Below are 11,755 nucleotides of genomic sequence, written 5' to 3'. Positions count from 1 at the left end.
CGAGCCCGCGCCCGCCGAGGCGGCCGACACACAGGCCGGCGCCGAGGGCAAGGGCGGCGGCGCGGCACCCGCGCCCGCTCCCGAGGCGGTGGAGCCGGTCGACGAACTCGACGGCTGGATCCGCTCCGCCATCGGCATCCTGCAGGACAACGGCACCCCGGTCTCCGCCGAGCACGTCGACGAGATCCGGACCATCATCGAGAAGGAGTCGAGCGGGGATCCCAGGGCCATCAACAACTGGGACATCAACGCCGCGCGCGGCACCCCGTCCAAGGGCCTGATGCAGACCATCGACCCGACGTTCGACTCCTACAAGCTGCCGGGCCACGGTGAGATCTACGACCCGGTCGACAACATCATCGCGGGTGTGCGCTACACCTTCGACCGCTACGGCGGCTTCGCCGAGCACCCCGGTCTGGCCTCGATGGCCGAGGGGGGCGGCTACCAGGGTTACTGAGGAGCCCGGACGCCTCCTGCGGGGCTCGTTCGTGTTCCTCGGGTGGGGCCCGGTCGCTTCCGGTGGGAAGTGACCGGGCCCCACGCCTGTCGGGCCGCGTTCCGGTTCCGTGGTGCGCCCGGTCCCGCGTACCGTGATCATCGGGGGTGTGGCCGTGCCGCATGCCGGGCATCCGTGCACGGTCCGGACATCCGCGGACGGGTGAACGACACGGAGGCGGTCGATGACGAGCTACGGCAGGGCGGTGCGGCACGAACTGGGGGCTCCCACCCGGGAGCTGCGGCGGTGGATCCCCGGGGCGTACGAGGGGTACAAACAGCTCCACGACGCCACCATGGCCGCGGGTGAACTGGACACGAAGACCAAGGAGCTCATCGCGCTCGCCGTCTCGGTGAGCAGGCAGTGCGACGGATGCATCGCCGCCCACGCCCAGGGCGCGGTCCGCAACGGCGCCACCCTCGGTGAGGCGGCCGAGGCGATCGGGGTGAACTTCATGATGGACGGCGGACCCGCCACCGTGTACGGGGCCCGCGCCTTCGCCGCCGTCACCGAATACCACGAACGCGAGCACGGCACGTCGGAGTCGACACAGGACGGCTGACCCGCACCCGAACAGCTCATCCCCGTCGGTCGTGGGAGCCGGGCTACGGCATCCGGCCCACGACGACCGGCGGCGCCCGTTCGGCTGGAGATCACCGGCACGTGTTGTCCCGGTGCGGTGCCGACGATGAGCATGACGCCCCGACGAGGTCCGGACCGGTCCTTCGAGGAGGCGAGATGTTCAGACGTGCCGCGACTCTGTTCGCCGCGTTGGCGCTGGCGGTCGGTGGTCTGGCGGGTGCCGCGGTCACCGCGCCGGCGACGGCGTCGGCCGATTCGTGCTACACCTGGGACCGCACCCTGCAACGCGGCGCGAGCGGCAGCGATGTCGCGCAGTTGCAGATCCGGGTGGCCGGTTGGGTGGGCTACGGCGAGACACTTGCCATCGACGGGCAGTACGGCCCGGCGACCGAGGCCGCCGTGCAGCGGTTCCAGAGCGGCTACGGACTGGCCGCCGACGGGGTGGCCGGGCCGCAGACCTACGACCGGATCTACGCGTTGCAGGACGCCGACTGCACGCCGATCCACTTCAGCCATTCCGAGTTCAACGACAACTGCGGGGCGAACAACTACTACGGCGGCAAGGTGTCCGCGGGGACCGCGCGGGAGAACATCCGCCGTGTGATGTGGCAGCTGGAGGCACTCCGGCACAAGCTCGGCGACCGCCCGCTCGTGGTCACCTCCGGCTTCCGCAGCGAGTCCTGCAACGCCGCGGTCGGCGGGTCGTCCACGAGCCTGCACATGTACGGCCGCGCGGCCGACCTCGGACTGGCGAGCGGCCCGACGCAGTGTCAGATGTGGTCCTCGGCCCGCTCGGCGGGCTTCGAGGAGATCCTCGGCCCGGGCTATCCGAACCACAACGACCACGTCCACGTCGGCAACAAGTCCACCCGCTTCTGGCGCGCCCCCAACTGCTGACCCCCGCCCCGCGAGTCGCCACCCCAAACCCGCGAGTTGACACCCTACGACCGCGAGTTGACATCCCAGGACGGCGAACTGGCGCGGCACGGCCGCGAGTCGACGGCCGTGCCGCGCCAACCGCGCTCCCGGCCATGGGGCCGCGGTCCCCGGGAGTCGGAGAAAGCGGGATCCGCGGCGGTGGTGTGGAGTGAGCCGCCTCCCGGGCCGCATGTGCGGCCGGGCGTCTCCGCGATCAAAATCGTTCGTGACTGCTCGCGGTGCCCTGGTACCTTCCCCGAGGTCGCGCTGCGGGACGTTCGCGATCCCACGCGGGCCTCCCGACGATTCCCAGGCTGAGAGTGGGTGCGGTGCATGGCATGTCGGATCAGTGAGCTCGTGCTCAACTGCCACGATCCCGAGCGGCTGGCGCGATTCTGGTGCGAGGTACTGGACTTCGTCGTGCTCGACCCCGACGACCACGGTGCGATCGAGATCGGACCGCGGGAGGGCTTCGGCGGACCACAGCCGACTCTGATCCTCCGACCCGGCACCGAACAGGCGGCGGGCACGGTGCCGCTGCACATCGACCTCAATCCCACCGACCGTGACATGGATGCCGAACTCGAACGTCTCCTGGCGCTCGGGGCGCGGCGAGCCGACATCGGCCAGACCGGCGAGGAGCCCTGGCACGTTCTCGCCGACCCCGAGGGCAATGCGTTCTGCCTGCTGAAGGCCCGCCTCGATCCGCTCTGACGACCCGGTGCCCGCGGTCGGAGCGTTCGAGCACCATCGCGCCGCGTCCTCCTCCGTCCGACCCGGTGGAGGCCGGCCGAAGGATGCGACCGGGTACGGCCGGTCGAACAGAGAAAAGCCCTGACTGGCGTCTCCGCTGGTCAGGGCTTCCTTTTCATGGTCGGTCCTGGGCGCCCTCGGCAGGATTCGAACCTGCGACACCTGCCTCCGGAGGGCAGTGCTCTATCCACTGAGCTACGAGGGCCCATCGCCGTGCGACACGAGAAGCGTACCGCACGGCCCGGCCGGGGGGTGCGGGCGGGGGTCGATCCGGGCCCGCCTGCGGACGCGTGGTCCACGTATTCGCTGTTCCACCGGGACGGCACCCAGCGCGTCCGACCGGGTGCGCTGCGTTTACCGGGCGGTGCCCACGGGAAGTAGGTCGTACGGTGGGCGCGTGTCGTGAGTCAGGGGAGCCTCACCTCACCCCGCAAAGCATTGCAATCATGCGCATGTCGCTATAAGTTCGCGACGGGACGAGGGAAGGAGGCACGGGCATGGGGCACGGCCACGACCATGTCGCGGTCCCGCGGTCCGACAGCGCGTCCGGCAAGTACGTGCGGAACCTGGCCGGGGCACTCGCCGTCGGTGTCGTGTTCCTGGTCGTCGAACTCGCGGTGGGGTTGGCGACGTCCTCGCTGGCGCTGCTGTCCGACGCCGCGCACATGTTCACCGACGTCCTCGGTGTGGGGATGGCGCTGGCCGCGGTCGTCCTCGCCGGACGGAGCGGGCCGACGTTCACCCGCACCTTCGGCCTCTACCGGGGTGAGGTGTTCGCCGCGCTGGTGAACGCGGTGCTGCTGTTCGGCGTCGCCGGGTACGTCCTCTACGAGGCCGTCTCCCGGGTCGTCGATCCCCCCGAGGTGCCGGGGCTGCCCGTGCTGCTCGCCGCGGCCGGGGGGCTGGTCGCCAATGTGGTGGCGTTCCTGCTGTTGCGCAGAGGGGCGGAGGAGAGCCTCAACGTCCGCGGTGCCTATCTGGAGGTGCTGGCCGACCTGATCGGGTCGCTGGCCGTGCTGGCGAGCGGGGCGATCACCCTGCTCACCGGGTGGCGCTACGCCGACCCGATCGCGGGCGTGGCGATCGGGCTGTTCGTGCTCCCGAGGACGGCGGTGCTGGCCCGGCGTGCGTTGCGGATCCTCTTCCAGCACGCGCCGCGCGGTATCGACGTCGCCGGACTGAACACCGCACTGCACGCACTGCCCGGTGTGGAGGACGTGCACGACCTGCACGTGTGGACGCTCACCTCGGGGATGGAGGTCGCCTCGGCCCACCTCACGGTCGGCCCCGGCACCGAGACGGAGCCGGTGCTGCGGCAGGCCCAGCAGGTGCTGTCCGCGCGCTACGCGATCGAGCACGCGACGCTGCAGGTGGAGCCCCGCGAGTCGGCCGAACGCTGTGCCCAGCTGTCCTGGTGACCGGGCGCGCGGCGACCGGCACCGGCAGCGTGGTCGTCGGGCCCGGGTAACGGCGCGGCCGTCAGGGGAACGGCAGCGGTTCGGCGTCGCGCTCGGCCAGCATCGTGCGCATGAGGTCCACCTCGGCGCCCTGCACGTCGAGCATGCTCTGCGCGAGCATGCGCACCGCCCGCACCTCGGAGTGCTCGACGGCGTACCGCGCCATGTCGACGCCGCCCTGATGGTGCCGCAGCATCAGCTGCAGGAAGTAGACGTCCAGCTCCTCGCCGGACAACGACCGCATCCGGGCCAGCTCGTCCTCGGTCGCCATCCCCGGCATCAGGGGATCGCCTGCGGACCTCGGCGCGTGCCCGTCCGCGTGGGCGTCGTCGCCGTGCGTGCCGGCCTCGCCCTGAGCACCGTCGCCGTGGGCACCGTCACCGTGGCCGGACATCCACGTCATCGGTGCGCCGACGGCCTGCTCCGGTTCGCCCCACAACATGAGCCAGCCCTTCATCCGGCCGATCTGCTCCTGCTGGGTGCTGCCGATGTCGAACGCGAGCTGGCGGACGGCCCGGTCGTCACTGCGGTCGCGGAGCCAGTTCGACATCGTCACCGCCTGGACGTGGTGCGCCGCCATGTCCTGGGAGAAGCCCACCGAGACAGGGTCGGCCCCCGCCGTGCCGGACGCCGCCGTGTCGGCCCCGTCCCGGTTCTCGGCGAGCAACATCCCGCCGGTCGCGCCGACCAGCAGGAGGGCGACCGCCAGCGCCCCGGCGATCACCACGCGCGACCAGGTCGGCGCCCCTGACACCCCGGTACGTGCCGCCCCGGCATCTTCGGACTCCGCCGTTTCCGGATGCGCTGTCGCCGGCTCCGGGTGCGCCGCCTCCGGCTCCGGGTGCGCCGCCTCGTCCGACTCCGTCCCGCTGCCGTCCCGGGTGTCGTCCGGTTCCTCCTGCCCGGTCACCGGTCAGCCTTCCGTGGTCCCGCCGGGCTGCTGCCCGGTGCCCATCTGGCGGGCGGCGTCCGAGCCGTCGTAGTCCATCGGCCTGGCGTCCGGCCCCGGCGGCTCCGCGTTGAACGGCGGCGGGTTGTCCGGGTCGAACTGGCCGGGCCCGAGCGCGTCGCAGGAGGCGCCCACCTCGGGGTAGGTGTTCGGATTGCGGCGCAGTGCGGCGATGAACTGGTCGATGCGCTCGTCGGTGACGCTGTCGACCTGCAGCTGATGGCCCCAGGACTGCAGCGAGACCGGGGCGTCCAGGCCGGGGTAGGGCGACATCATGGTGTAGGGCTTGCCCTCCACCCGCAGCTTGAGTGTCTCCAGGTCCTCGCCGGTGACCTTCTCCGGGTTGTAGGCGATCCAGACGGCGCCGTGCTCGAGCGAGTGCACCATGTTCTCGGTCCGCACACCCTGCTCGTAGACGGTGCCGATGCAGGCCGCCCAGACACCGTCGTGCGGGCCGCCGAACGGGGGAGTCTTGTCGTAGGCGACCCGTTCGGTCGGCAGCACGTGCGCGCCGGCCTCGTACTGCTCGGTGACCACACCCTCGATGTCGGTGGAGGGGTCCGGGTTGTCGTCCGTCGGCGCGAACGACGCCTCGGCCGCGTCCTCGCGTTCCCGCTGGGCCCGCTGGTCCCCGGAGGCCACGTAGTAGTAGCCGAACACCGTGGCGGCCAGCAGGACGATGGCCGCCACCGCGCTGATCGTGCCCCACGGGACCTGCTTCTTGGCCGCCACCGATCCCCGGGCCGCCGAGACAGCGCTCTTCGGAGCGCCCTTCTTCCTGCTACCGCTGGCCATGGCTCCTGTCGTCTCCGTTCGGCTGCCGTCGCGCACCGCGACGTCGTCCCCGCCCGTGCAGTGTAGTGATGCTCCCGACGGTCGGTGTCATCGGACGCGGCCGACGGACTTACACTCGCCTGGTGACCCCTGCCGCTCTCGCCGACCTCGTCCGTTCGTCCGCCGTGCGTGTCCTGGCCGACCGTGGCCTCGACCACAACGTCCTGCCCGAGCGTGTCACGGTCGAGCGACCACGCAACCCCGAGCACGGGGACTACGCCACGAACCTGGCCCTGCAGGTGGCCAAGAAGGTCGGACTGGCGCCGCGTGAACTGGCCGAGGCGCTCGCGGATGTGATCTCGGACACAGACGGGGTGGAGTCCGCCGAGGTGGCCGGTCCGGGCTTCCTCAATCTGCGGCTGGCCGCGGACGCCCAGGGGGAGATCGTGCGTCGCGTGCTCCGGGCGGGGGCCGCGTACGGCCACGGCACGGCGCTGGCCGGGCACCGCATCAACCTGGAGTTCGTCTCCGCCAATCCCACCGGCCCGATCCACCTCGGCGGCACCCGGTGGGCCGCGGTGGGGGACGCGCTCGGTCGGGTGCTGACCGCGCAGGGCGCCGAGGTCACCCGCGAGTACTACTTCAACGACGCCGGTGCGCAGATCGACCGGTTCGTGCGGTCACTGACCGCCGCGGCCCGCGGCGAGGACGCCCCCGACGACGGGTACGCGGGTGCCTACGTCCACGACATCGCCGCCGAGGTCGTGCGCAAGGAGCCGGACGTGCTTTCCCTGCCCGCCGTCGAGCGGGACGAGGTCTTCCGCAGGCTCGGCGTCGGCCTGATGTTCGACGAGATCAAGCGCAGCCTGCACGAGTTCGGCACGGATTTCGACGTGTTCTTCCACGAGGACTCGCTGCACTCCTCCGGTGCGGTGAGCGACGTGGTCGAGGAGCTGAAGCGGGCGGGCAGCCTGTACTTCGCCGACGAGGCGTGGTGGCTGCGCTCCACCGAGCACGGGGACGACAAGGACCGTGTGGTCATCAAGTCCGACGGTGACCCGGCCTACATCGCCGGGGACCTGGCCTACCTCCGGGACAAGATCAACCGGGGCTTCGACCTCTGCCTCTACATGCTCGGGGCGGACCACCACGGCTACATCGCCCGGCTCAAGGCGGCCGCCGCCGCGATGGGGCACAGTCCGGACACCGTCGAGGTGATGATCGGGCAGATGGTCAACCTCGTCAGCGGGGGCGAGCCGGTGCGGATGAGCAAGCGCGCGGGTACCGTCGTGACCCTGGAGGATCTCGTCGAGGCCGTCGGCGTGGACGCCGCCCGCTACGAGCTGGCCCGTTACTCCGTCGACTCGACGATCGACGTCGATCTCGACCTCCTGCGCAGGCACACCAACGAGAACCCCGTGTTCTACGTGCAGTACGCGCACGCCCGGCTGGCCTCGTTGCAGCGCAACGCCGCCGAGCTGGGCCTCGCCCGGCGGCCCGACGCCGATGTCGGGCTGCTGACCCACCCCAGAGAAGGGGACCTGATTCGCACGATCGGGGAATTCCCCGACGTATTGACCAAGGCGGCCGAGTTGCGCGAACCGCACCGTGTCGCCCGGTACCTGGAATCGCTCGCGTCGGCGTACCACAAGTTCTACGACGTGGCACGGGTGCTGCCCCAGGGCGACGAGGAGCCGACCCCGCTCACCGACGCCCGTCTCGCCCTGTGTGAGGCCGCACGCCAGGTCCTGGCCAACGGCCTCGGACTGCTCGGCGTGTCCGCACCGGAGCGGATGTAGCCGACGGCCGGGGCGAGGCCCGGTACCGGGCGGGCACGGCGGCGTAGCGTCGACACCGTGGCCGAGTCCGTAGCATCGCGCGGCGCGTGCGCGCGCCGCGCGTGTTCGCCGTAGAAGGAACTAGCAATGTGCGCACACCCCGCGGGGCCCCGGCACGCGGAGGTCCACCCGCACGTGGACCAGGCCGGGTTCCCGCCGTCCACACCGGAGGAACTGGACCGGCTCTATCCGAAGGTCTGGCCACGCAACACCTACCGCGCGCCCGACGGTGTCGTGCGGATCGCGGGCGTGGACGTCCGCGAGCTCGCCCGCATCTACGGCACGCCGTTGTTCGTCATCGACGAGGCCGACTTCAAGTCGCGTTGCGCCGAGTACGCCGAGGCGTTCGATGACCCCGCCCTCGTCCACTACGCGGGCAAGGCGTTCCTGTCCACCGAGATCGCCCGGTGGGTGGCGGCCCAGGGGCTGAGCCTGGACGTGTGCAGCGGCGGCGAGCTGGCGATCGCGGAGCGCGCCGAGTTCCCGCCGGAACGCATCACCTTCCACGGCAACAACAAGTCGAGCGCCGAGCTGGACGCCGCGGTCGCGGCCGGGGTCGGCACGGTGGTGCTGGACTCGTACCACGAGATCGCCCGGCTCGCCGACATCGCGGAACGGCACGGGGTGACCCAGTCGGTGCTCGTGCGGGTCACCGTCGGTGTCGAGGCACACACCCACGAGTTCATCGCCACCGCGCACGAGGACCAGAAGTTCGGCTTCTCGCTCGCCACGGGTGAGGCGCACGAGGCGGTGCGCCGGGTGCTGAACACGTCGTCGCTGCGGTTGACCGGCCTGCACAGCCACATCGGCTCGCAGATCTTCGACACCGACGGGTTCGAGGTCGCCGCACGGCGGGTGGTCGGCCTGCTGGCGGACCTGCGCAAGGAACACGGCCCGGAGCTGCTGGACCAGCTCAACCTCGTCGACCTCGGGGGCGGGTTCGGGATCGCCTACACCGACCGGGACAACCCGCCGCCGCCCGCGCAGATGGTCACCCAGATCCGGGAGATCGTGCACAAGGAGTGCGCCTTCGCCGACCTGCCGGTGCCGAGGATCGCCGGGGAGCCGGGCCGGGCGATCGCCGGTCCGGGCACCGTGACGCTGTACGAGGTGGGCACGATCAAGGACGTCGCGCTCGGCGACGAGGCGGTGCGCCGGTTCGTCAGCGTCGACGGCGGGATGAGCGACAACATCCGGACCGCGCTCTACGACGCGGCCTACGACTGCCGGCTCGTCTCCCGGTCCAGTGACGAGGGGCGGCCGGGCACCGTCGCCGCCGCGCTGTCCCGCGTGGTGGGAAAACACTGTGAGTCCGGTGACATCGTCGTCCGTGACTGCTGGCTACCGGACACCCTGGCCCCCGGCGATCTCGTCGCGGTGGCGGCCACCGGTGCGTACTGCTACTCGATGGCGAGCAACTACAACCGGCAGCCACGCCCCCCGGTGGTCGCGGTGCGCAACGGCAACCACCGGCTGCTGCTGAGGCGGGAGACGAACGAGGACATGCTTCGACTGGAGGTGTCGTGAGCGACGATCGCGAGGCGCCCGTGAAGGTCGCGCTGCTGGGCTGCGGCACGGTCGGCGGTGAGGTGACGCGGACCCTGCTCGAGCACGCCGACGAGCTCGCGGCGCGGATCGGTGCCCCCGTCGAGCTGGCCGGTATCGCGGTGCGCCGCCCGGACAAGCATCCGGAACTGCCGCAGCACCTGCTGACCTCGGACGCGGGCGCGCTCGTGGAGTCCGATGTGGACCTCGTGGTCGAACTGATCGGCGGGATCGAGCCGGTGCGCGGGTGGCTGCTGACGGCGCTGCGCAAGGGGAAGTCCGTGGTGACCGGCAACAAGGCGCTGCTGGCCGAGTACGGTGCGGAACTCTCCGCCGCGGCGAACGAGTCCGGGGCGGATCTCTACTACGAGGCCGCGGTGGCCGGTGCCATCCCGTTGCTGCGTCCGCTGCGGGAGTCCCTGGCGGGGGACCGGATCACCCGCGTGATGGGCATCGTGAACGGGACGACCAACTTCATCCTGTCCGCCATGGACTCCACGGGGGCCAGTTACGGCGAGACGCTGGACGAGGCGACCCGGCTCGGCTACGCCGAGGCGGACCCGAGCGCGGACGTCGACGGGTACGACGCCGCGTCCAAGGCCGCGATCCTGGCGTCGCTGGCCTTCCACACCCGGGTCACGGCCGCCGACGTGCACCGTGAGGGCATCTCGGGGATCAACTCGTCGGACATCGCCGCGGCGCGGCGGCTGGGCCGGACGGTCAAGCTGCTCTCGATCTGTGAGCGGGTGGAGAACGAGGACGGCTCCGAGTCGGTCTCGGCCCGGGTGCACCCGGTGATGATCCCGCGGGGACATCAGCTGGCGGGCGTCGGCGGGGCGATGAACGCCGTCTACGTGGAGGCGGCGGCCGCGGGCGAGCTGATGTTCTACGGTCAGGGTGCGGGGGGTGCGCCGACGGCCAGCGCCGTGCTCGGTGACCTCGTGTCCGCCGCCCGGAACCGGGTCGCGGGTGGCCGTGGTCCTCGGGAGTCCGCCCACGCGGCGCTGCCGGTGCGTCCGATGGGGCGGACCCCGACGCGGTACCACATCAGCCTGGACGTCGCGGACCGGCCGGGTGTGCTGGCGCAGATCGCCCAGGTCTTCTCGGTGCACGACGTGAGCATCGCGGCGGTGCGGCAGCGCGACAAGCACTCGACCGCGAGCCTGGTCGTGGTGACCCACTCCGCCCCGGACGCGGCCCTGCGGGCCACGGTCGACGAGATCAGCAAGCTCGATGTCGTCCGGGAAGTGGTCAGTGTGATGCGGGTGGAAGGCGAGGAATCGTGAACAGGCACGGCGAGAGCGGCGCGGACGACGCCGCCGCGCAGGACTCTGGACGCGGGGCCCGACCGGGCTGGCCCGGTGTCGTGGCCGCCTACTCCTCGCGGATCCCGGTCCCCGAGGGCGCCGAGATCGTCACCCTCGGGGAGGGCAACACACCGTTGCTGTCCGCTCCGCACCTGTCGGAGCTGACCGGGTGCGAGGTGTACCTGAAGGTCGAGGGGGCCAACCCGACCGGGTCGTTCAAGGACCGCGGGATGACGCTGGCCATCACGCACGCGAAGGCGAGCGGACTGCAGGCGGTCATCTGCGCCTCGACCGGGAACACCTCCGCCTCCGCCGCGGCCTACGCCACGCGTGCCGGACTCACCACCGCCGTCCTGGTGCCGCAGGGCAAGATCGCGATGGGGAAGATGGCGCAGGCCGTCCTGCACGGCGCGCGCATCCTGCAGATCGAGGGCAATTTCGACGACTGCCTCGAACTCGCCCGCAAGACGGCGACGGACTACCCGGTGACCCTGGTCAACTCGGTCAACCCGGTACGGCTGGTGGGACAGAAGAGCGCGGCGTGGGAGATCTGCGACGTGCTCGGCCACGCGCCGGACATCCACTGCCTGCCGGTGGGCAACGCCGGCAACATCACGGCCTACTGGCGCGGCTACCGCGAGTACGCGGCCGACGGCCTGACGGACCGGGTGCCCCGGATGTTCGGGTTCCAGGCGGCCGGGGCCGCCCCGATGGTCAGCGGGGAACCGGTCGCCGATCCGGAGACGGTCGCCACCGCGATCCGCGTGGGCAGTCCCGCGTCGTGGGACTCCGCCGTGGAGGCGCAGACCGCCAGCGGTGGCCTGTTCGACGCGGTCACCGACGAGCGGATCCTGGAGGCGTACCGGCTGCTGGCCGGCCGGGAGGGCGTGTTCGTGGAACCGTCCTCGGCCACCGGGGTGGCCGGTCTGCTGAAGACCGCGGCGGACGGCAGGCTCCCCCGCGGGGCGACGGTGGTGTGCACGGTGACCGGGCACGGACTGAAGGACCCGGCCACCGCGTTGGAGAACAACGTGGAGGTGGAACCGCTCGCCGTGGACCCGCGTGCCGTGGCCGCCGCACTGGAACTGTCGTGACACCACGTCCCGGGCGGGTCTCCGCGTTCCGGGACGCGGGGG

At 71.4% G+C, this 11,755-nt stretch carries 11 protein-coding genes and 1 tRNA gene; 9 read left to right on the top strand and 3 right to left on the bottom strand.

What is annotated here, in order from left to right:
* The 4 genes from SACPADRAFT_RS30335 to SACPADRAFT_RS0205815 all read left to right on the top strand — a co-directional run.
* Window positions 1-457 (top strand): transglycosylase SLT domain-containing protein (locus tag SACPADRAFT_RS30335; protein WP_007023403.1); only part of this gene is annotated, 457 nt, incomplete at its 5' end.
* Window positions 458-680: 223 nt separating this feature from the next.
* A complete protein-coding gene (locus SACPADRAFT_RS0205825; protein ID WP_007023402.1) occupies window positions 681-1,058 on the top strand; it encodes a carboxymuconolactone decarboxylase family protein in 378 nt (125 codons plus the stop codon).
* 176 nt (window positions 1,059-1,234) lie between these two features.
* Window positions 1,235-1,975 (top strand): M15 family metallopeptidase, encoded by a 741-nt coding sequence (locus SACPADRAFT_RS0205820; protein WP_007023401.1) that lies wholly within the window; start codon window positions 1,235-1,237, stop codon window positions 1,973-1,975.
* A 354-nt stretch (window positions 1,976-2,329) separates the two neighbouring features.
* A complete protein-coding gene (locus tag SACPADRAFT_RS0205815) occupies window positions 2,330-2,710 on the top strand; it encodes a VOC family protein (RefSeq protein ID WP_007023400.1) in 381 nt (126 codons plus the stop codon).
* Between the two features lie 171 nt (window positions 2,711-2,881).
* On the opposite strand, the gene SACPADRAFT_RS0205805 is transcribed toward SACPADRAFT_RS0205815, so the two are convergent.
* Window positions 2,882-2,954, bottom strand: a tRNA-Arg gene (locus tag SACPADRAFT_RS0205805).
* A gap of 292 nt (window positions 2,955-3,246) precedes the next feature.
* Here SACPADRAFT_RS0205805 and SACPADRAFT_RS0205800 point away from each other — a divergent pair.
* Window positions 3,247-4,167 (top strand): cation diffusion facilitator family transporter, encoded by a 921-nt coding sequence (locus SACPADRAFT_RS0205800; RefSeq protein ID WP_007023399.1) that lies wholly within the window; start codon window positions 3,247-3,249, stop codon window positions 4,165-4,167.
* A gap of 61 nt (window positions 4,168-4,228) precedes the next feature.
* Here the strand turns inward: SACPADRAFT_RS0205800 and SACPADRAFT_RS0205795 are convergent, their stop codons facing one another.
* The gene (locus SACPADRAFT_RS0205795; protein WP_007023398.1) at window positions 4,229-5,116 is read right to left on the bottom strand and encodes a DUF305 domain-containing protein; all 888 of its coding nucleotides are present in this window, start codon (window positions 5,114-5,116) and stop codon (window positions 4,229-4,231) included.
* Window positions 5,117-5,119: 3 nt separating this feature from the next.
* Window positions 5,120-5,950 (bottom strand): DUF3105 domain-containing protein, encoded by an 831-nt coding sequence (locus SACPADRAFT_RS0205790; protein WP_007023397.1) that lies wholly within the window; start codon window positions 5,948-5,950, stop codon window positions 5,120-5,122.
* 122 nt (window positions 5,951-6,072) lie between these two features.
* On the opposite strand from SACPADRAFT_RS0205790, the gene argS reads away from it, so the two are divergent.
* The 4 genes from argS to thrC all read left to right on the top strand — a co-directional run bounded on the left by argS (window position 6,073) and on the right by thrC (window position 11,713).
* Window positions 6,073-7,728 (top strand): arginine--tRNA ligase, encoded by a 1,656-nt coding sequence (argS, locus tag SACPADRAFT_RS0205785; RefSeq protein ID WP_007023396.1) that lies wholly within the window; start codon window positions 6,073-6,075, stop codon window positions 7,726-7,728.
* Window positions 7,729-7,854: 126 nt separating this feature from the next.
* A complete protein-coding gene (gene lysA / locus SACPADRAFT_RS0205780; protein WP_007023395.1) occupies window positions 7,855-9,294 on the top strand; it encodes a diaminopimelate decarboxylase in 1,440 nt (479 codons plus the stop codon).
* Window positions 9,291-10,598 carry a homoserine dehydrogenase gene (locus tag SACPADRAFT_RS0205775; RefSeq protein ID WP_007023394.1) on the top strand — a complete coding sequence of 436 codons (1,308 nt, stop codon included), beginning with the start codon at window positions 9,291-9,293 and terminating at the stop codon, window positions 10,596-10,598. Before lysA ends, SACPADRAFT_RS0205775 begins: the two co-directional genes overlap by 4 nt.
* Window positions 10,595-11,713 (top strand): threonine synthase, encoded by a 1,119-nt coding sequence (thrC, locus tag SACPADRAFT_RS0205770; protein WP_007023393.1) that lies wholly within the window; start codon window positions 10,595-10,597, stop codon window positions 11,711-11,713. The genes SACPADRAFT_RS0205775 and thrC overlap by 4 nt, the downstream gene beginning before the upstream one ends.
* The last annotated feature ends 42 nt before the right edge of the window (window positions 11,714-11,755 follow it).

Origin of the sequence: Saccharomonospora iraqiensis subsp. paurometabolica YIM 90007 (assembly GCF_000231035.2) — a bacterium.
Lineage (GTDB): Bacteria > Actinomycetota > Actinomycetes > Mycobacteriales > Pseudonocardiaceae > Saccharomonospora > Saccharomonospora paurometabolica.
Note: the sequence above shows the minus strand (reverse complement) of the source record. Positions and strands in the feature narration are given on the sequence as shown.